19 protein-coding genes are annotated in these 20,531 nt (G+C 66.9%); 8 read left to right on the top strand and 11 right to left on the bottom strand.

Annotation, left to right across the window (positions count from 1 at the left end; all coding sequences use genetic code 11):
* The 3 genes from AWC08_RS39040 to AWC08_RS12535 all read left to right on the top strand — a co-directional run.
* The coding region (locus AWC08_RS39040; RefSeq protein ID WP_419196910.1) for a hypothetical protein at positions 1-426 on the top strand (426 nt) is incomplete at its 5' end.
* A gap of 504 nt (positions 427-930) precedes the next feature.
* Positions 931-5,514 carry a glutamate synthase large subunit gene (gltB, locus tag AWC08_RS12540; RefSeq protein WP_069433575.1) on the top strand — a complete coding sequence of 1,528 codons (4,584 nt, stop codon included), beginning with the start codon at positions 931-933 and terminating at the stop codon, positions 5,512-5,514.
* Complete coding sequence (locus AWC08_RS12535) at positions 5,507-6,973, top strand: glutamate synthase subunit beta (RefSeq protein WP_069433576.1); 1,467 nt, start codon at positions 5,507-5,509, stop codon at positions 6,971-6,973. The genes gltB and AWC08_RS12535 overlap by 8 nt, the downstream gene beginning before the upstream one ends.
* 456 nt (positions 6,974-7,429) lie before the next feature.
* On the opposite strand, the gene AWC08_RS12530 is transcribed toward AWC08_RS12535, so the two are convergent.
* On the bottom strand, positions 7,430-8,278 hold the full coding sequence (locus AWC08_RS12530; protein ID WP_069433577.1) for an LLM class F420-dependent oxidoreductase: 849 nt from the start codon (positions 8,276-8,278) through the stop codon (positions 7,430-7,432).
* 27 nt (positions 8,279-8,305) lie between these two features.
* Here AWC08_RS12530 and AWC08_RS12525 point away from each other — a divergent pair, with 27 nt between their 5' ends.
* Entirely contained in the window at positions 8,306-8,731 is a 426-nt protein-coding gene (locus tag AWC08_RS12525; protein WP_065135293.1) for a hypothetical protein, read from the top strand.
* Entirely contained in the window at positions 8,731-9,735 is a 1,005-nt protein-coding gene (locus AWC08_RS12520) for a PHP domain-containing protein (protein ID WP_069433578.1), read from the top strand. Before AWC08_RS12525 ends, AWC08_RS12520 begins: the two co-directional genes overlap by 1 nt.
* 65 nt (positions 9,736-9,800) lie before the next feature.
* Here AWC08_RS12520 and dinB read toward each other — a convergent pair whose 3' ends face one another.
* Both dinB and AWC08_RS12510 read right to left on the bottom strand, forming a co-directional pair.
* Positions 9,801-11,000, bottom strand: a complete 1,200-nt coding sequence (gene dinB, locus AWC08_RS12515) for a DNA polymerase IV (protein ID WP_069433579.1) — start codon at positions 10,998-11,000, stop codon at positions 9,801-9,803.
* Between the two features lie 24 nt (positions 11,001-11,024).
* Positions 11,025-11,672 carry a TetR/AcrR family transcriptional regulator gene (locus tag AWC08_RS12510; RefSeq protein ID WP_069433580.1) on the bottom strand — a complete coding sequence of 216 codons (648 nt, stop codon included), beginning with the start codon at positions 11,670-11,672 and terminating at the stop codon, positions 11,025-11,027.
* 97 nt (positions 11,673-11,769) lie between these two features.
* On the opposite strand from AWC08_RS12510, the gene AWC08_RS12505 reads away from it, so the two are divergent.
* Positions 11,770-13,239 carry a flavin-containing monooxygenase gene (locus AWC08_RS12505; RefSeq protein ID WP_069433581.1) on the top strand — a complete coding sequence of 490 codons (1,470 nt, stop codon included), beginning with the start codon at positions 11,770-11,772 and terminating at the stop codon, positions 13,237-13,239.
* Between the two features lie 7 nt (positions 13,240-13,246).
* Here the strand turns inward: AWC08_RS12505 and rraA are convergent, their stop codons facing one another.
* The 8 genes from rraA to AWC08_RS37055 form a co-directional block, all read right to left on the bottom strand.
* Complete coding sequence (gene rraA / locus AWC08_RS12500) at positions 13,247-13,732, bottom strand: ribonuclease E activity regulator RraA (protein WP_065135298.1); 486 nt, start codon at positions 13,730-13,732, stop codon at positions 13,247-13,249.
* Between the two features lie 2 nt (positions 13,733-13,734).
* Positions 13,735-14,193: an Rv3852 family protein gene (locus AWC08_RS12495; RefSeq protein WP_065135299.1), complete on the bottom strand. Its 459-nt coding sequence runs from the start codon at positions 14,191-14,193 to the stop codon at positions 13,735-13,737.
* A 79-nt stretch (positions 14,194-14,272) separates the two neighbouring features.
* A complete protein-coding gene (locus AWC08_RS12490) occupies positions 14,273-14,491 on the bottom strand; it encodes a hypothetical protein (RefSeq protein ID WP_069433582.1) in 219 nt (72 codons plus the stop codon).
* A gap of 32 nt (positions 14,492-14,523) precedes the next feature.
* Positions 14,524-15,177 carry a DUF6474 family protein gene (locus tag AWC08_RS12485; RefSeq protein ID WP_065135301.1) on the bottom strand — a complete coding sequence of 218 codons (654 nt, stop codon included), beginning with the start codon at positions 15,175-15,177 and terminating at the stop codon, positions 14,524-14,526.
* A gap of 121 nt (positions 15,178-15,298) precedes the next feature.
* Positions 15,299-15,697 (bottom strand): helix-turn-helix transcriptional regulator, encoded by a 399-nt coding sequence (locus AWC08_RS12480; protein ID WP_069433588.1) that lies wholly within the window; start codon positions 15,695-15,697, stop codon positions 15,299-15,301.
* Between the two features lie 704 nt (positions 15,698-16,401).
* Positions 16,402-16,935: a hypothetical protein gene (locus tag AWC08_RS12470; protein ID WP_055576933.1), complete on the bottom strand. Its 534-nt coding sequence runs from the start codon at positions 16,933-16,935 to the stop codon at positions 16,402-16,404.
* Between the two features lie 225 nt (positions 16,936-17,160).
* Positions 17,161-17,784, bottom strand: a complete 624-nt coding sequence (locus tag AWC08_RS12465) for a superoxide dismutase (RefSeq protein ID WP_055576932.1) — start codon at positions 17,782-17,784, stop codon at positions 17,161-17,163.
* A gap of 164 nt (positions 17,785-17,948) precedes the next feature.
* A complete protein-coding gene (locus AWC08_RS37055; RefSeq protein WP_167544960.1) occupies positions 17,949-18,101 on the bottom strand; it encodes a hypothetical protein in 153 nt (50 codons plus the stop codon).
* Positions 18,102-18,622: 521 nt separating this feature from the next.
* On the opposite strand from AWC08_RS37055, the gene AWC08_RS12460 reads away from it, so the two are divergent.
* Positions 18,623-19,663, top strand: a complete 1,041-nt coding sequence (locus tag AWC08_RS12460; protein ID WP_085087851.1) for a DUF4328 domain-containing protein — start codon at positions 18,623-18,625, stop codon at positions 19,661-19,663.
* Positions 19,664-19,667: 4 nt separating this feature from the next.
* Positions 19,668-20,492 (top strand): glycerophosphodiester phosphodiesterase, encoded by an 825-nt coding sequence (locus AWC08_RS12455; protein ID WP_065135304.1) that lies wholly within the window; start codon positions 19,668-19,670, stop codon positions 20,490-20,492.
* Positions 20,493-20,531: the final 39 nt, after the last annotated feature.

Here is a 20,531-nt window from a genome sequence, read left to right as displayed (position 1 = left end):
TTGGTGGCGACCGCGACGGGTCCGTGGTTGACCTGTGGCGGCGGCGCGGGTTGGCGCGGGAGTGGCGGCGCCGGGTGTGGCGCCGGCTGCGGTGCCGGTGGGGGAGCTGCTTTCGGCGTTGGCGGCGCCTTCGGGGGCGGCGGCGCCTTGGGAGCCGGCGGCGCGGGCGGGGGAGGCTGCGGCGCCCGCTCGGCCACCGGCGCGGGCGGCACGGGACGCGACGCCGGCTGCTCAGGCCGCATTCGGTTCCGCAAAAATTCTGGGGGCTGGTTCATGGGCTCCTCGGGTGCACAGGCCTGTCGGCCGTCGCGGGACGCTGAGGTCCAGTATCGGCCACCGACCGGTCCGCGCCAGTCGGCTCCCGAGCGCGCAAACTCGGCCGAGCCGCGCGCGTCCAACCGGCACCGCGACATCTGGCGGCGCTGACGTCGATTGCCTTGACATTGCTGCCACGCCATATGCCACGACGCGGTGCCGCTGTGACTGCCCGCCATGGTTGAAGGGCCCACGACACGGCGGCGCCGCCGCCGCTCGCAGCAAACTTTCACGAGACGAGGGCGGCGACGGTCGCGTAGTGCGATCCTCACCACAGTGCCCGGGGATCCACCGTGGTCGCAGGTCAGGACGCGATGCTGTCGATCGCTGGTAACAGCGAATTTACGGAGCTGCCAGCGCAGAGGTTAGTATTGGTAAGTTGGCATGTCAGGCGGGTTTTGTCATATCGTTTTACGACTTGTCGAAATAGGTACGGGGCTACCGTTCAACGCTGCACGGACGAATCCCTGACCGGATTATCTCCGCTTGGCGGAACAGCCTGTCGATGAGACCGAGGGGGTTCAATCCCCGCAACCTCCGGGTGCGGTCCCATGACCGGAAAACGTCGATTCGCAAAGCGGCCGTGCAGAAAGTCTGCTGAAGGGTTAGGTGGGAATGACGCCCAGGCGCGTCGGGCTGTATAACCCCGCATACGAACACGATTCATGCGGTGTGGCCATGGTGGTCGACATGCACGGCCGGCGAAGCCGCGACATCGTGGACAAAGCCATCACCGCGCTGCTCAACCTCGAGCACCGTGGTGCCGCCGGCGCCGAGCCGCGCAGCGGTGACGGCGCGGGCATCCTGATCCAGGTCCCGGATGCCTTCCTGCGCGAGGTCGTGGATTTCGAGCTGCCCGAGGCGGGCAGCTACGCCACCGGCATCGCGTTCCTGCCGCAGTCGTCCAAGGATGCCGCCGCCGCGTGCGCCGCGGTGGAGAAGATCGCCGAGTCCGAGGGCCTGCAGGTGCTCGGCTGGCGCAACGTGCCCACCGACGACTCCTCGCTGGGCGCGCTGTCACGCGACGCGATGCCCACCTTCCGCCAGGTTTTCATGGCCGGCGCCTCCGGCATGGCGCTGGAGCGCCGCGCGTACGTGGTCCGCAAGCGGGCCGAGCACGAACTCGGGACCAAGGGCCCGGGCCAGGACGGGCCGGGGCGCGAGACCGTGTATTTCCCGAGCCTGTCCGGCCAGACCTTCGTCTACAAGGGCATGCTGACCACCCCGCAGCTCAAGGCCTTCTATCTCGACCTGCAGGACAGCCGGATCACCAGCGCGCTGGGCATCGTGCACTCCCGGTTCTCGACGAACACCTTCCCGTCGTGGCCGCTGGCGCACCCGTTCCGCCGGGTCGCGCACAACGGTGAGATCAACACGGTCACCGGCAACGAAAACTGGATGCGCGCACGTGAGGCGCTGATCAAGACCGACATCTTCGGGTCGCACGACGACGTGGAGAAGTTGTACCCGATCTGCACTCCCGGGGCGTCCGACACGGCACGCTTCGACGAGGTCGTCGAGCTGCTGCACCTGGGTGGCCGCAGTCTGGCCCACGCGGTGCTGATGATGATCCCCGAGGCGTGGGAACGCCACGAGTCGATGGACCCGGCGCGACGGGCGTTCTACGAGTACCACGCCTCGTTGATGGAGCCCTGGGACGGCCCGGCGTCCATCACGTTCACCGACGGCACCATCGTCGGAGCGGTGCTGGACCGCAACGGCCTGCGGCCCTCCCGGATCTGGGTCACCGAAGACGGCCTGGTGGTGATGGCCTCGGAGGCCGGCGTTCTGGACCTGGACCCAGCCACCGTGGTCAAGCGGATGCGGCTGCAGCCGGGCCGCATGTTCCTGGTGGACACCACCCAGGGCCGCATCGTCGCCGACGAGGAGATCAAAGCCGAGCTGGCGGCCGAGCACCCCTACCAGGAGTGGCTGGAGAACGGCTTGGTGCCGCTGGACCAGCTGCCGGCCAACAAGTACGTCCGCATGCCGCACCACCGGCTGGTCGTGCGGCAGCAGACCTTCGGCTATACCTACGAGGAACTGAATCTGCTCGTGGGCCCGATGGCCCGCACCGGTGCCGAGCCGCTCGGGTCGATGGGCACCGACACCCCGATCGCGGTGCTCTCGAAGCGTCCCCGGATGCTTTTCGACTACTTCCACCAGCTGTTCGCCCAGGTGACCAATCCGCCGTTGGACGCCATTCGCGAAGAGGTGGTGACCAGCCTGCAGGGCACCACTGGCGGGGAGCGCGACCTGCTCAACCCGGACGAGAACTCCTGTCACCAGATCTCGCTGCCCCAGCCGATCCTGCGCAACTTCGAGCTGGCCAAGCTGATCAACCTCAACCCCGAGGACGAGGTCAACGGACGGCCACATGGCATGCGGTCCAAGGTGATTCACTGCCTGTACCCGGTCGCCGAGGGCGGCGCCGGGCTGGCCGCCGCACTCGATGACGTGCGCGCGAAAGCGTCGGCGGCGATCGCCGACGGGGCACGGCTGATTATCCTGTCCGACCGCAACTCCGACCACACGATGGCACCCATCCCGTCCCTGCTGGCGGTCGCGGGGGTGCACCACCACCTGGTGCGCGAACGCACCCGCACCCAGGTGGGCCTGGTCGTCGAATCGGGCGACGCCCGCGAGGTGCACCACATGGCCTTGCTGATCGGGTGCGGTGCGGCCGCGATCAACCCCTACCTGGTGTTCGAGTCGATCGAGGACATGCTCGACCGCAATGTCATCGATGGCATCGAGCGCAGCAAGGCGCTCAACAACTACGTCAAGGCCGCGGGCAAGGGTGTGCTGAAGGTGATGTCCAAGATGGGCATCTCGACGCTGGCCTCCTACACCGGGGCGCAGCTCTTCCAGGCCGTCGGCATCTCCGAAGACGTGCTCGACGAGTACTTCACCGGATTATCTTGTCCCACGGGTGGTATCACCCTGGACGACATCGCCGCCGACGTTGCGGCCCGCCACGCCCTGGCCTACCTGGACCGGCCGGACGAGCGGGCTCACCGCGAGCTCGAGGTGGGCGGGGAGTACCAGTGGCGCCGCGAGGGCGAGTACCACTTGTTCAACCCGGAGACCGTTTTCAAGCTGCAGCACTCCACCCGCACCGGGCAGTACAAGATCTTCAAGGAGTACACCCGGCTGGTCGACGACCAGAGCGAGCGGATGGCATCCCTGCGCGGGCTGCTGAAGTTCCGTGCCGACCTGCGTCCGCCGGTGCCGATCGAGGAGGTCGAGCCGGCCAGCGAGATCGTCAAGCGCTTCTCCACCGGGGCGATGAGCTACGGCTCCATCTCGGCCGAAGCGCATGAGACGCTGGCCATCGCGATGAACCGGTTGGGCGCCCGGTCCAACAGCGGTGAGGGCGGTGAGGACGTCAAGCGGTTCGACGCCGACCCCAACGGTGACTGGCGGCGCAGCGCGATCAAGCAGGTCGCCTCGGGTCGCTTCGGTGTCACCTCGCACTACCTGACCAACTGCACCGACATCCAGATCAAGATGGCTCAGGGCGCCAAACCCGGTGAGGGCGGCCAACTTCCGGGACACAAGGTGTATCCGTGGGTGGCCTCGGTGCGGCACTCCACGCCGGGTGTCGGCCTGATCTCGCCGCCGCCGCACCACGACATCTACTCGATCGAAGACCTCGCTCAGCTGATTCACGACCTGAAGAACGCCAACCCGTCGGCACGGGTGCACGTCAAGCTGGTTTCCGAGAACGGTGTAGGGACGGTGGCCGCCGGCGTGTCCAAGGCGCACGCCGACGTGGTGCTGATCTCCGGCCACGACGGCGGCACCGGTGCGACGCCGCTGACGTCGATGAAGCACGCGGGCGCACCGTGGGAACTGGGTCTGGCCGAGACGCAGCAGACGTTGTTGCTCAACGGGTTACGTGACCGCATCGTGGTCCAGGTGGACGGCCAGCTCAAGACGGGCCGGGACGTGATGATCGCGACGCTGCTGGGCGCCGAGGAATTCGGTTTCGCCACAGCACCTTTGGTGGTGGCCGGCTGCATCATGATGCGGGTCTGCCATCTGGACACCTGCCCAGTCGGGGTGGCCACCCAGAACCCGCTGCTGCGCGAGCGGTTCACCGGCAAGCCGGAATTCGTCGAGAACTTCTTCATGTTCATCGCCGAAGAGATGCGGGAGTACATGGCGCAGCTGGGCTTCCGCACCGTCAACGAGGCGGTCGGCCAAGCCGGGGCGCTGGACACCACCCTGGCGCGGGCACACTGGAAGGCGCACCGCCTGGACCTCACCCCGGTGCTGCACGAACCCGAGTCGGCGTTCATGAACCAGGACCTGTACTGCAGCTCGCGCCAGGACCACGGCCTGGACAAGGCGCTGGATCAGCAGTTGATCGTGATGAGCCGGGAGGCCCTGGATTCCCAGAAGCCGGTCCGGTTCTCGACCACGATCAGCAACGTCAACCGCACCGTCGGCACCATGCTCGGCCACGAGGTGACGAAAGCCTATGGCGGACAAGGCCTGCCGGACGGAACCATCGACATCACGTTCGAGGGATCGGCGGGCAACAGCTTCGGGGCCTTCGTGCCCAAGGGAATCACCCTGCGCATCTACGGCGACGCCAACGACTATGTGGGCAAGGGCCTGTCCGGCGGCCGGATCGTGGTGCGCCCGTCCGACAACGCGCCGGAAGGCTATGTGGCCGAAGACAACATCATCGGCGGCAACGTGATCCTGTTCGGCGCCACCAGCGGTGAGGTGTTCCTGCGTGGGGTGGTCGGCGAGCGGTTCGCGGTGCGCAACTCCGGGGCGCACGCGGTGGTTGAGGGCGTCGGTGACCACGGTTGCGAATACATGACCGGGGGCCGGGTGGTCATACTCGGCAGCACCGGCCGCAACTTCGCCGCCGGCATGTCCGGTGGTGTGGCCTACGTCTACGACCCTGACGAGCGGCTGCCCGAGAATCTGAACATCGAGATGGTCGACGCCGAAGCCCTGGACTCCGACGATGTGGATTTCCTGCACGGCATCATCACGGCGCACGTCGATGCCACCGATTCCGCTGTCGGCCGGAGCATTCTGGCCGATTGGCGTAACCAGCAGCGGCATTTCGTAAAGGTGATGCCGCGCGATTACAAGAAGGTGCTGCAAGCGATCGCCGAGGCTGAACGCGATGGCACCGACGTAGACAAGGCGATTATGGCGGCGGCTCATGGCTGATCCAACTGGCTTTCTGAAGTACACCCACCGGGAGCTGCCCAAGCGGCGGCCTGTCCCGCTACGGCTCAAGGACTGGAAAGAGGTCTACGAAGACTTCGAGACCGAGACCCTGCGCGAGCAGGCGACGCGCTGCATGGATTGCGGCATTCCTTTCTGCCACAACGGTTGTCCGCTGGGTAACTTGATCCCGGAATGGAATGACCTGGTGCGCCGGGACCGCTTCCGCGACGCGATCGAGCGGCTGCACGCCACCAACAACTTCCCGGATTTCACCGGCCGGCTGTGTCCGGCGCCGTGTGAGCCGGCGTGCGTGCTGGGCATCAACCAGGAACCCGTGACGATCAAGCAGATTGAACTCGAGATCATCGACCGGGCCTTCGACGAAGGCTGGGTGGAACCCGTTCTGCCGCACTGTGAGACCGGAAAGACGGTGGCCGTGGTGGGCTCGGGCCCGGCCGGATTGGCCGCGGCGCAACAGCTTACGCGGGCCGGACACCAGGTCACCGTCTTCGAGCGGGAGGACCGGATCGGCGGACTGCTGCGCTACGGCATTCCCGAGTTCAAGATGGAGAAGCGGGTGCTGGACCGGCGGCTGGCACAGATGTCGGCCGAGGGCACCCAGTTCCGGGCCGGCGTCAACGTCGGCGAGGACATCACCGCAGAGCAGCTGCTGGCCGACTTCGACGCCGTTGTGCTCGCCGGCGGGGCCACGGCATGGCGCGACCTGCCCATCCCCGGGCGCGACCTGGACGGCATTCACCAGGCGATGGAGTACCTGCCGTGGGGCAACCGGGTCCAGGAGGGGGATGACGTCCTGGGACCGGACGGGGAGCCGCCGATCACCGCCAAGGGCAAGAAGGTGGTCATCATCGGCGGTGGTGACACGGGCGCGGACTGCTTGGGCACCGCACACCGTCAGGGCGCGGCCCACATCCATCAGTTCGAAATCATGCCCCGGCCGCCGGAGACCCGTGCCGCGTCAACCCCGTGGCCGACGTATCCGCTGATGTACCGGATCGCCTCGGCTCACGAGGAGGGCGGCGAGCGGGTCTTCTCGGTCAACACCGAGGAGTTCCTCGGCGAGGACGGGCACGTGACGGCGCTCAAGGTGCACGAAGTGACGATGCAGGACGGGAAGTTCGTCAAGGTCGAAGGTTCGGACTTCGAGTTGGAAGCCGACCTGGTGTTGCTGGCCATGGGATTCGTCGGCCCGGAGAAGCCGGGGCTGCTCACCGAGCTCGGGGTCAAGTTCACCGAGCGCGGCAACGTGGCACGCGGGGACGACTACGAGACTTCGGTTCCCGGTGTGTTCGTCGCCGGCGACATGGGCCGAGGCCAGTCGCTGATCGTCTGGGCGATCGCCGAAGGCCGCTCCGCCGCCGCGGCGGTGGACCGCCACCTGATGGGCTCCAGCGCGTTGCCGGCGCCGATCAAGCCGACCGCGGCGCCGCTGACGTGAGCGTGCGGGTCCGCCCAGCCTGAAAATCTGCAGCAAAAGGTCGAGTAGCGACCTGCAGAACTTCAGGTTCGACGCGCGGGGCGGAGCGGCGCTGAACCACTCCAGTCACACCAGAAACATTTGATAAATTCCCGGCGCGCCGCCGGAAGTTTGCCAGAGCACGGGTGTCTAATGACTTTCTGTGGGCTCCGCCACACCAAGGCACGCTCGGGCCGCCTAGGAGCCACGGTTGCGTTAAATCGATCGCAGGAGTGATCACCGTGCACATGAACCCAGTTCCCCGGTCAAGAATGGGCCGAATCGCCTGGTCTCTGGTCCGCCACCCCGTCAAGAGTCGTGAGTTCCCGGCACGAAACGAGCGTCTGGTGACGGCCGAAGAAATGATGCGATTCGCCGTCTGACCGCTGCGGTCACCGGGGCCAGCGCCCTGGCTGAAACCGCGGGTTGTTTGCTCGACTAGCTCAGCAGGCCCGACTTCCGGATTGCCTGGGCCAACGGCTCCAGTACGCCGGGGTCATGCGGCGGGGCGATGTAGACGATCCCCAGGTCGAGGCCCTCCGCCCCCAGCGCCGCCGCGTTATCGATGACCTGCCCGTAGTTGCGGTCGGGTCCCAGGCCCAGATGTGCCGACAACGTGATCTCCTTCGGATCCCGCCCGATGTCCGCGCAGCGCGCGGCCAGCACGGCGCGTTTGCGCGCGAACTCCTCTGGCGTGCCCCCGGCGAAATTCCAGTGCTGCGCGTAGCGCGCGGTCAGCGGCAGGGTTCGCTTCTCCCCACTACCGCCGATGGCGATCGGCGGGTGCGGCCGCTGCGGGCCCTTCGGCTCGTTGCGGGCGTCCTTGAGTTGGTAGTACGTGCCGTTGAAGGTGGTGGTTTCGTCGCTGAGCAGGCCGACCAGCACCTGGCAGGCTTCCTCGAACCGGTCGAAGCGTTCCTTAATGCTGCCCAGCTCGATGCCGTAGGCGCCGGATTCCTCTTCGTTCCAGCCGGCGCCGATGCCGAGTTCGAGGCGCCCGTTGGAGATGATGTCCAGCGTGGCCGCCATGTTGGCCAGCACGGCCGGGTGACGGTAGTGGATTCCGGTGACCAGGGTGCCGAGCCGCAACCGCGTGGTGGCCTGGGCCAGCGCGGTGAGCGTCGTCCAGCCTTCCAGACAGGGCCCGGTGGAGTCGGAGAAGATCGGATAGAAGTGGTCGAAAGTCCAGCCGGATTCGAAGACGTCGATGTCGTCGGCGGCCTGCCAGACGGCCAGCATGTCGGCCCAGGTGGTGTTCTGCGGTGAGGTCTTGAATGCAAAGCGCATGATCCCGACAGTAGACTCGGACAGGCGATGGCTCTCGGACTCGATACCAAACTCACCCTGCTGGCGACGGGCCTGATCTTCCTTCTGGCGCTGGCGCTCGGGGTCTGGAAGTACCGGCAGATCATGGTCGCCGAGAACCACCGCGCTCACGTCTACGTCGACATCGCCCACCGGGCGGCACTGTTGTATGCATTCGCCACGTTGCTGTTCGCGCCGTTCGTGGAACTCAGTGCGTGGCCGGCGTGGGTCAACCTGACCGCCACAGCGGTAGCGGTGACGTTCTTCGTCGGCGCGATCGTGAGCTACATCGTGCACGGCGCGCGCCGCGACACCGAGAACCAGTTCGACCCACCGGCGCCCGGAACCGGCGTCTTCATGGCCCTGCTCATCATCGGCGAAATGGGCGGCTTCGGCGTCGTCTTCGCCGGGTTCGTCGCCGGGCAGCTGCTCTGATGGATCCGGTGTTCGCGCTGCGCCAGATCGCGTACTACAAGGACCGCAGCCGCCAGGATTCCCGGCGGGTGATGGCCTATCGCAACGCCGCTGACATTATCGAGCGTCTCGACGAAGCCGCGCTGGAGCGCCACGGCCAGGCCAACAGTTGGCAGTCGATCCCCGGCATCGGGCCCAAGACGGCGATGGTCATCGCCCAGGCATGGGCCGGCCAGGAACCCGATCAGTTAGTCGAATTGCGGTCCGGCGCGCAGGATCTCGGCGGGGCCGAGGTACGCACGGCGCTGCGCGGGGATCTGCACCTGCATTCCAACTGGTCCGACGGGTCGGCGCCGATCGAGGAGATGATGGCCACCGCCGCCGCACTCGGGCACGAGTACTGCGCGCTGACCGACCACTCGCCGCGCCTGACGATTGCCAACGGCCTGTCTCCCGACCGGCTGCGTAAGCAGCTCGACGTGATCGACGAGTTGCGGGAGAAGTTCGCGCCGCTGCGCATCCTCACCGGGATCGAGGTGGACATTCTCGATGACGGCAGCCTGGACCAGGAGCCCGAACTGTTGGATCGCCTGGATATCGTGGTGGCCAGCGTGCACTCGAAGCTGGCGATGGAACCCGCGGCGATGACGCGGCGGATGGTGCGGGCCGTCTCCGACGGTCACGTCGACGTGCTCGGGCACTGCACCGGACGGCTGGTCTCGGGTAACCGCGGGATCCGGGCGGAGTCGAAGTTCGACGCCGAGAAAGTCTTCGCCGCCTGCCGCGACCACGGCACCGCGGTGGAGATCAACTCCCGCCCCGAACGCCGGGATCCGCCCACTCGATTGCTCAATCTGGCGCGTGACATCGGGTGCGTCTTCAGCATCGACACCGACGCGCACGCGCCGGGCCAGCTGGACTTCTTGGGCTACGGCGCGCAGCGGGCGCTGGACGCCGGGATCGAGGTGGAGCGCATCGTCAACACCTGGTCCGCCGAGGAGCTGTTGGGCTGGGCGGCGCGCTAGACGGCGGCGGTCAGGAGTACCCGGTGGCCCCTTGTCATTTGTCTATCTGGCGACTACGCGAAGTTTCAGTCGGGTAGCCGCGGCATCTCCAGGCCGGGATCGCGACCCACGAGCACGGCCCGCGTCAGCGCGGACTTGCCGTAACGGCGGTGCACCTCGTCGATCGCCTCGTCGACCGCCGGAGTCTGCCCGCCGAACGGCAACATCAACTGCTGGGCGCCGCTGCGGTCGATGCCCGAGACCGCGAAACCCACCAGCGTCAGGCCCCGCTCGCCGATCAACGGCGCCGCCGACGCCACCAACCTGCGGGCTGTGGCAAGGATGGGCTGTGTCGAGGAGGTGGCCCACGGCATCGTCTGTGATCGGGTGACGCGGGTGAAGTCATCGAACCGCAGCCGCAGCACCACCGTGCGCCCGGTGCGGCCCGCCGCGCGCATCCGCCCGGTGATCCGGTCGATCAGATTCACCACCACCGCGTCGATCTCGGTGGGCGCCATCCGGGTGCCGGCACGGCCCAACGCCCGCTGGGCCCCCACCGAGCGCCGCCGCACCCCGGTTATCACGCGGCGGCGGTCGATGTTGCGGGACAGCGCATATAGCTGGCGGCCCATCGCCGGACCGACCATGGACGCCAGCGTCGACTCACCGAGTTCGGCGACCTGGGCGACGGTCGTGATGCCGTGGTTGTGCAGTTTCTCGGCAGTCACCACCCCGACGCCCCACAGCCGGCGCACCGGCAGCGGATGCAGGAACTCCAGTTCGCGATCCGGCGGCACCAGCAGCAGACCATCGGGCTTGGCCTCCTGGCTGGCGACCTTGGCCAGGAACTTCGTCCGGGCGATGCCGACGGTGATGGGCAGGCCGACCCGCGCAAGCACGTCCCGGCGCAGCCGTGCGCCGATCTCGATCGGCGTTCCGGACACCCGGCGCAGGCCGGCGACGTCGAGGAACGCCTCGTCCACCGAGAGCGGTTCCACCTGGGGCGTGCAGTCGCGGAATACCTCGAAGACGGCGTCGCTGGCCCCGGAGTAGGCGCTCATCCGGGGCGGTACCACCACGGCATGGGGGCACAGCCGACGCGCCTGCGCCCCGCCCATTGCGGTGCGCACCCCGTAGGCCTTTGCCTCGTAGCTGGCGGCCAGCACGACGCCGCCGCCGACGATGACCGGGCGGCCCCGTAGACCGGGGTCGTCCCGCTGTTCGACGGAGGCATAGAACGAGTCCAGGTCCGCATGCAGGATGGACGCCTCACAGCGCACGAACATATGTTCGCACGGTCGGCCGACAGGTCAGCGTTTCTCGCCGTAAATGGCGCTGACCCAGATGTGCACCAAAGTATCCAGCACGGTGGCCTCCGGCACCGAGGGCTCCTCAGCCAGGAACGACGCCGACAGCGCGCGCTCGTTCATCAGGTTGAGCGCCGTGGCCAGCTCCAGGGCAGGCAGAGTAACGGGTGCGGCTCCCCGCTCGCGTTCGGCTTCGATGATGGATGCGGTGTGGGCGATCCACTTCTGCATGAAAGCGGACCACAGTCCCCGAACCTCCGAATTGATCGCCCGGACGCCCTGACCGCCCCGGATCACGGCCCGGTGAGATCCGAAGGTCTGCACGAACACGTTGATCCCGGTGCGCCACATGTCGTCACGACCGGTTTCCAGCCCGTCGGCCAGGGACTGCAAGGCCGAGTCGGCTTCGTTGACCACCCGGTCCAGCAGGGTCAACAACACGGCTTCTTTGGACGGGAAATAAAAGTAGAAGGTGGGCCGGGAGATACCCGCCCCTTTGGCCAGGTCGTCGACTGAGATATCGGCCAGCGGGCGATCTAACAGCAGTTTTTCGGCAGTGGCGAGGATTGCCAGCTCCCGCTCGTCGCCGGAAGGCCGGGCGGTGCGCCGTCCCCGCGGCAGCGAAGCCCTGTTTGCCGGAGACGTGGTCACGCACGCAGCCTACACGGCGTCGAGACTCTCGACAGTATGTCGACCAATGTTCGACGTCTCGTTGACCGACTCGACACGGTGTTGATACCGTGGCCGAATGACTGAGCACCTTGACGTCGTCATCGTCGGCGCCGGCATTTCGGGGGTTAGCGCGGCCTGGCACCTGCAGGACCGGTGCCCGACGAAGAGCTACGCGATCCTGGAAAAGCGGGCCGACATGGGCGGCACCTGGGACCTGTTCCGCTACCCGGGTATCCGCTCCGACTCCGACATGCACACCCTGGGCTTCCGCTTCCGGCCGTGGACCGAACGCCAGGCCATCGCCGACGGCAAGCCGATCCTCGAGTACGTCAAAAGCACCGCCGCCATGTACGGCATCGACAAGCACATCCGGTTCCAGCAGCGGGTGGTCGGCGCGGATTGGTCCAGTGCCGACAACCAGTGGACCCTCCAGATCGACAGCAACGGCACGCCGAGCACGCTCACCTGCTCGTTCCTGTTCCTGTGCAGCGGCTACTACAACTACGACGAGGGTTACTCGCCGAAATTCCCTGGCGCCGAGGACTTCGCCGGACCGATCATTCACCCGCAGCACTGGCCCGAGGAACTCGATTACCAGGGCAAGCGCATCGTCGTCATCGGCAGCGGTGCCACCTCAGTCACTCTTGTTCCGGCGCTGGCCAATTCGGGTGCCGAACACGTCACGATGCTGCAGCGCTCGCCCACCTACATCGTGTCTCAACCCGAAGAAGACACCATCGCCGAACGGCTCAATCGCTTGCTGCCGGAGAAGATGGCGTACACCACGATCCGGTGGAAGAACGTGCTGCGCCAGCAGGCCGTGTACGCGGCCTGTCAGAAGTGGCCGCGACGGATGCGGAAAATGTTCATGGGGCTGGTGAAACGTCAACTGCCCGAAGGCTACGACGTGCGCACCCACTTCGGTCCGCACTACAACCCGTGGGAACAGCGGTTGTGCCTGGTGCCCAACGGAGACCTGTTCCGCACCATTCGCCGCGGGCAAGTCGACGTGGTGACCGACACCATCGACCGCTTCACACGCGAGGGGATCCGACTCAACTCGGGTCGCGAACTGCCCGCCGACATCATCATCACCGCAACGGGTTTGAACCTCCAGTTGTTCGGCGGCGCGACCACCAGCATCGACGGCGAGCCGGTCGATCTGACCAAGACGATGGCCTACAAGGGCATGATGCTTACGGGCATCCCGAACATGGTCTACACCGTCGGGTACACCAATGCGTCGTGGACGCTCAAGGCCGACCTGGTTTCCGAGTTCGGCTGTCGCTTGCTGAATTACCTGGACGACAACGGCTACGACACCGTGGTGGTCGACGAGCCGGCCTCCGACGTCGAGGACCGTCCGTTCATGGAGTTCACGCCGGGCTATGTGCTGCGGTCGCTCGACGAATTACCGAAGCAGGGCTCGCGTACCCCATGGCGGCTGAACCAGAACTATCTGCGTGACATCCACCTGATCCGGCGGGGCAAGATCCCCGACGAGGGTCTGCGGTTCGCGAAAAAGCCCGCGCCGGTGGCTGTTTAGTAGCGGCTCATTCTCCTGCAGCGACGACGACAACGCCGTCGTCGTCGCTGTAGGCCACCTCGCCCGGCGCGAAAGTCACACCGCCCAGTGCGATTTCGACGTCGCGATCCCCTTCGCCCGTCTTGGTGCTCTTGCGGGGGTTGGTGCCCAGCGCTTTGATGCCGATATCGATGCCGCGCAGGGTGGCGGCGTCGCGTACCGCGCCGTGGACTATTAGGCCGGCCCAGCCATTGGAGCGGGCCAGCTCGGCGATCAGGTCACCGACCAACGCCGTGTGCAGTGACCCCCCGCCGTCAACCACCAGGACCCCGCCGTCACCCGGCCCGGACAAGATCGACTTCAACAGCGCGTTGTCCTGGAAACAGCGAACGGTGGTGATCGGTCCGGCGAATTGCGTGCGGGCGCCGAACTGGCGGAACTGCAGATCGCAGCTACGCACCGCGGCGCCGATGTCGTCAACCAGGTCGGCCGTCGGACGGAACGTCACAGCCATCGTCAGTGGCGACGCAATTGCCGGACCAACAGCATGGCCAGCACGCTGAGCGTGATCGCCACCAGCCAGGGGCCGGGGGATTGCAGCGGCGACGACTCGGGCGCCTCCTGCGGTAGCGGATTCTGCGCCCGCTCGACGGTCGACTTGGCTTGGGCGGCGGCGTCTTTGGCGGCGGCGGCGAGTTGTCCGTTGGTTTCCGCGTGCTGCTGCAGGTCGACGGGTGCCGCGACAGGCTGCTCGACCAACTTCGGTGCGGGGGGTTCGGCCTTCTTGGCGGGAATCTTCTTGGCCGGCGCCTTCTTCGCGGGCGCCTTCTTGGCCGGCACCTTTCCGGGGACGGCCTTCTTGGCCGGCGCCTTCTTGGCCGGCGCTTTACCGGTGGCGGCCGTTTTCGCGGGTGCCTTCTTGGCCGGCGGGCCGGATTGCGGCTCGCCGTCGGGTCGATCCTGCGGGTCTGCCATGCGGCCGCTCCTTTGCAGCTTGGTCGTCGCTAGTAGGTCGCTCGAAGCTCGGGTCCCATCATGCCAGTACGCGCATTGACTACGGCCTGCGCCGTACGGACCAGATCGCGACGACGGCGACCGCGGCAATGGCTCCCACCGCGAACGGCCAGGTGGGTAGCTCGCCGTCCGGGTCGGCCGGCTTGGCTGCCGGGTGAGACGTGTCCGGCGGCCCGGCCCAGACCCGCGCGCTGTCCGCTGACGCGGCCCCGGCCGTCAGGACGGCGACCACGGCCGCGATCACCCACAGCAGAGCCACGGGTGCCAGTGGTGGGTGCCGACGCACTCCCATCACAACCCGAGGCGGGCCAGGAGGTCGCCCTCTATCCCGTCGAGCTGGCCCGAGATCGCGGCGTGCGCCGCCCGTCGCCGCTGGGTGGGCATGTTCTCCGCGGCGGTGATGGCCGCGGACAGGTCACCAAGGCGCTCACTGATGGCCCCGACGAATTGCTTGGTCTCAGGGTCCTTGGGCTTCTTGTCCTGAACCGCGCGCAACGACTGCTCGGCGCCGGCGACCCGCGCCGACAGTCGGGCGCCGTGCCCGGAGAACTGGCCGATCTGGGCCAGCGGGATGCCGAGTTGATCGGCCCGGCGCTGGTCGATGAACCCGCGGGCCGCGATGGCTGCCCGATAGATCAGCGGGGTCAGCACCGGGGCCAGCAACCGGGACACCGTCAACGTCCGGCGGATCCGGGTGGGTGCCAGCAGCCTGCCTTCGCGGGCCGCCTTGAGTTCGGTCTCGGCGACCTTCAGTGCGACCCGGTCGCTGTCCTTCTGCGCCTTGAGCTGCGCGGCGAGCGCTTTGTCGGCCGCCTTCTGGGCGGACTTGATGCGGCGCCTCTCGTTCTTGGCCGACAGCCGGGCTTCCAGCTTGGCGCGGGCCTTGATCGCGCGGGCTTCGGCGCGACGGGTCGCACGGCTCTTTCGCTTGCGGAACAGGCCCATGCCCGGCTGCCCTCCCGATTTCTCGTGAACTGACGCGATGCGTGTGCGAGCGCTGGGCCAACCCTAATCCGAGCACGCTCCGGACGGACCGCCAGGTCACGTGTGGACTGACCGGCCAGGGTCAGGTGTCGAGTCCTTCAGCCCGGCGCAACTCGTCGATGCGGTCCAATACCTTCTGCTGAGCCTCCGGGGGCAGTCCGTGTGCCCGGGCGGCGATGCGGCGGACGCCTTCGTCGCGCACCGTTGCATGGAACTGCAACTCCTTGTCGAGTTTCTCGTAATACTCGTCGTCGGTGAAGTACGCCGACTTGATCCGGAAGAAGTTGGCGAGCGCGGCCATGGTTGCTGACGACGGGTTCGTGCGGTTACCGGAACGTAGCTGAGACAGGTAGGGAGCCGACATCGTGACGCCCTCCGCCTTGAGCGCGGCGATCACCTCCGCAGAGGTGTGCGGGCCCCGTCCCGGCGGATACACCGTGTCGAATAAGCGGTTCAGACGGGCAGCGAACGTCGTGCTCATCGATATGACCTCCACCGGGGCTATAAGAGCAAACGGTATCAATAGGTATTTGCTGATCATGGTAGCGACTGATGGTCTTCACCACCAAGTGCAAACCTGATCGTAGCCGGTCCCAGCATGCGGGGCGACCGGGCCCGGTACCCCCGACGAGCATCGGAACGAACCGGGCGGGTGTCCACAAATCGGCCAAATTTCACAGGTTATCCGCAGAATACAGGGTCTGAGCGTGCGCCGTGTTCCGCCGTTAGCGAGCACAGAAGCCGCGGGGATCGGCGCTCACGAAGCGCCTTTGGATGACTTCGGGCAACCCGCGGTCAGCCAAAAAGCGACCACTGGTCAATTTGCTGCCTGGTGTCGGTGCGGTCGCCTCAGCTGATCACCGGCGCGGCCGGAAGCCCGCGCAGACGGCGGTGCGCGGAGTGTCGGAGCTCGCGCCGCGAAACGTGTGGCACCGCCTCGCCAAGCGGGACGCCCGCTTCTTGGGAGTCGGTGCCCGGCGCGGGAGTCACCCCTTGGCCCCGCCTGAGGGAGTTTGCGCCGCGGCCACCCGTGCCGCCACCACGGCCGGCGTCGTGGGTTAGCAGCAGAGGTGCCCCCGGCGGCGCTGGGGGCACTGTGAGACAGCAGCTGGGGCGCCGGCCGGTGGCGCTGTCACCGGTGCAGAACCGACCCGGCCACCAGAGTTGGAGGGTGGCGAGCCAGCCCTAGGCGGCCAGCAGCATCGCCAAGATGGCGGTGTCGGGGTGGCTGATCGGATCCACGCCGACGCGGCTGACCATCGACGTGATGGTGCCGTCGGCTTCCGCTTCCACCCACGCGGCCCGGTGTTCCAGGCCCAGGTAGGGCAAACCGGGCAGCAGCACGCAACCCGAAGCGGCACCGGTGCACTCCGGCAGGGACGGCGTGGTCTCCGAGGGCGGATGCAGCATCAGCAGTGCGGGAGGCTGGTGGTCGGCGAAATACCCTGGCTGGATTGCGGTTTCACCGAACACGGTGCCCTCGGCCAAAACCAGGCCGACGGTGCCGGGCTCGGGCTCGTCCGGAAGTTCCTCCCGGGCGCCGAACACCGTTGTAGTGGAGAGCAATCCGGGCAGTGACGCGACCCGCACCGCGACCATCAACAGCTGCGCCCATTCCTTCGTGGAATCGGGCCACCGCCCAGAGATCACAAACCCTTTCAGGGCACCGCGAGCATGAAAAGGGGACACCCCTATCGGCCGGCCTGACCCAGCATCCATCTTGCCCTCCGTGACGCCTTCATCCGAAGTAACCACGCTGGTAGCTCGAACAAATGGTAGCTCGAATAATCAAGCATGCGCGGGGTTTTGGCGCCGCGCAACTCGACACGGCCGTTTGCGGGCGACGTTACGAATCATCGCGTGCGGCGCCCGGCGCCGACGCAGCGTCAAAAGGCAAGGGCGCCGCGCGATGCCGCGCGACGCCCTCGCCCATGGACCAGACCGTCAGGGAAAGATCAACCCGGAAGTCTTCGAAGTGGCCGCCTCGTAGCGGGATTGCACGTCCGCCCAGTTGACGACGTTCCAGAAGGCCTTGACGTAGTCGGCCTTGACGTTCTTGTACTGCAGGTAGAAGGCGTGCTCCCACATGTCGACCTGCAACAGCGGAATGACACCGAGCGGGACGTTGGCCTGCTGGTCGTAGAGCTGGAAGGTGAGCAACCGGCCGCCCAGAGTGTCGTAGCCGAGCACCGCCCAGCCCGAGCCCTGTAGGCCGTTTGCGGCGGCGCTGAACTGAGCCTGGAACTTGTCGAACGAGCCGAACTGGTCGTCGATCGCGGCGGCCAGATCACCGGTCGGCTTGTCGCCGCCGTCCGGCGACAGGTTCTTCCACCAGATGGAGTGGTTGACGTGACCGCCCAGGTGGAAGGCCAGGTTCTTCTCGTTCAAGAAGATGGCCGAGTGGTCGCCTTTGGCGCGCGCTTCTTCCAGCTTGGCGACCGCGTCGTTGACGCCTTTGACGTAGGTGGCGTGGTGCTTACTGTGGTGAATCTCGTTGATCTGACCAGAGATATGCGGCTCTAGTGCTGCGTAGTCCCAGTCCAAGTCGGGCAGGGTGTATTCAGCCACGGCTTTCCTTCCTTCGATGAGCGAATCGTCTGTCGTGTCCTTCGCGGGGTCCCGCCACGCGGCAACCTGGCATGTTCAACCCTGCTCCATGACCGCGCGCGCCGCAAGGACGACCCCTGCCTACCCGCCCCGTATACCCCGCGTGCGGCGGAATCAAGCTGGAATCAGGACAAGGCGATGAGGGCGAGGATTGCCAGCAGAGCGAGCGCGATCAGGCCGGCGCGCAGCGCGGCGACGACGTAGGCCTGGTTCCAGGCGGGCGATCCCGAGTACGAATTCGACGGTGTCGAACCCGGACCGAACGAATGTGTGGCCATTAAATGCCTTCCAACTGCACGTCCACCTCGCCGCGCCGAAGGGCCGAGTGAGGTGAGTCACAATGAAGCTCCGCGTCCGCGATCATAACGCTAGAAACCCGGCTTGGAAAACCGGACGCGAGCACGCGTCCGGCTCCGAGTCCCGCCGCGCGTTTGCCGTGGTCGAGAGCTGCGCCGGTGTCTACCAATTGGACGCGGCTCGCACGTTTCGCCCTCCGGGACAACGGGTAACCGAAGGCCTCAGTATGGCGAGCGATTCGCTCGGGGCGCATTGAGACTGTCGATCGACACGCCTCGTTACCGCCGCGTTATCCACAGTTTTACTGGAATCTGGCCGATAGAGGCTGCCTCCGCGACCCATCCCAACTGTGGATAAACCTGTGGAAATTGTGGATAGCTCGATTTAGCTGTGTCGTACGTCACGCCTACCGGCGGTGTGCCGCCTGTCGGTCCCGGGGGCGGGTGTGCTAAGCGAGCCGCCGATCCGCGGTATTGCGTCAGGCACCTATTAGGCTGGTCCGGTGATTCAGGTGTGTTCCCAGTGCGGCACGCGCTGGAACGTGCGCGAACGCCAGCGCAGCTGGTGTCCCCGCTGCCGAGGCGCTCTCATGGCGCCTCTGGCCGACACGCCCCCGGGCGATACCCGATGGAGCGCGCAAGCCGGACCGCAGCTGCCGGTTGCCCCCGCCGCACCCCGCACCCCGCCACGGCTGCCCCCGGGTTTCCGCTGGATAGCGGTGCGCCCCGGTGCGGCACCGCCGATCCGCCGGGTGCGGCGGCCGCTGGGCCCGACACCGCGATATGCGGTGATACCGCGCTGGGGACTGGTCGACCGTGTCGGGCCGGCGGTGCCCACGGTGTCGGACGCGCCGGTCAAAGCGGGACCCAGCCCCCAATTTGTGCGCGCTGTGATGTTCGCGACCCAGTTGGTGCTGGTCGGCGCAGCGCTGATGTATGCCGTGCGCTACGGACTGCTGATCTACAACCGCAACTCGCTGCTGAACTCGCTGGTCGCCGTTGCTGCGGACTGGCTGGGCATCGCCGCCAGCGTCGCCGCGATGGCGGCGACACTGGGCAGCTTCGTCGTCCTCGTCGCGTGGTTGATCGCGCGACGCGCTGCCGCCTTCAGTTATCACGGGCTGCCCGAGCATCGGTCGACCCGCCGGTTGTGGGCCGGCTGCCTGCTGCCCTTCGCCAATCTGGTGATGGCGCCCGTCTACGTCATCGAACTCGCTCTCGTCGAAGACCATTACGAGCGGGTGCGCAAGCCGATCTATCTGTGGTGGCTCGCGTGGGTGGTCAGTTACGCGGTGTCGCTGTTCGCCATCGCCACCAGCTTGTCCAGCGATGCCCAGGGCATCGCCAACAACACCGTCCTGGTGGTGTTCGCGTACGTGGCCGCCGCGGTCACCGTCGCGGGGGTTGCCCGTGTCTTCGAAGGGTTCGAACGCAAACCCGTCGAACGGCCGGCGCACCGATGGCTCGTGGTGGAACGCGATGGGCCAACACCCCCAGTACCAGCCGCTCCGGTTGAGCTGGAGGGACAGGAACCGGCAGCATAGGCCTATGACGCGGGCGGATGAGGTCCTCGCCGGGCACCCTTTCGTGGTTGCCCACCGGGGTGCGTCGTCGTCCCGCCCCGAACACACCCTGGCCGCATACGATCTGGCGCTCAAAGAGGGCGCCGACGGTGTGGAATGCGATGTCCGGCTGTCCCGCGACGGCCACCTGGTGTGCGTTCATGACCGCCGCCTGGACCGGACCTCTACGGGAGAGGGGCCCGTCAGCACGACGACGCTGGCCGAACTGCGGGAACTGGAATACGGCGTGTGGCATGACAGCTGGCGCCCGGACGGTACGCACGGGGATACCGGTCTGCTGACACTCGACGCGCTTGTGGCAATGGTGCTCGACTGGCACCGCCCGGTGAAGATCTTCGTCGAGACCAAACATCCCGTCCGGTATGGCTCACTGGTGGAAAGCAAGCTGCTGGCGCTGCTGCACCGTTTCGGCATCGCCGCGCCGCCGTCCGCGGATCGATCGCGGGCCGTGGTGATGTCGTTTTCCGCCGCCGCGGTCTGGCGGATCCGCAGGGCCGCGCCAATGCTGCCCACGGTGTTGCTGGGCAAGACCGGTCGCTACCTGACCAGCAGCGCCGCGACGGCCGTCGGCGCCACCGCGGTGGGGCCCTCGCTGGCCGCCCTCAGGGACTATCCGCAACTGGTGGACCGTTCGGCGGCCCAGGGCAGATCGGTCTACTGCTGGACCGTCGACGAGTACGAGGACATCGATTTCTGCCGTGAGGTTGGGGTGGCATGGATCGCCACCAACCACCCGGGCCGCACCAAGGCATGGCTGGAAAAGCGGAAGGCGAGCGAGAGTAGCGGCTGAACCCGGCCCCTGCCGAGCTCATATGCCGGACCCGCAACA

The organism is Mycobacterium gordonae (assembly GCF_002101675.1).
Lineage (GTDB): Bacteria > Actinomycetota > Actinomycetes > Mycobacteriales > Mycobacteriaceae > Mycobacterium > Mycobacterium gordonae.
This window is presented reverse-complemented; position numbering and strand designations above follow the sequence as displayed.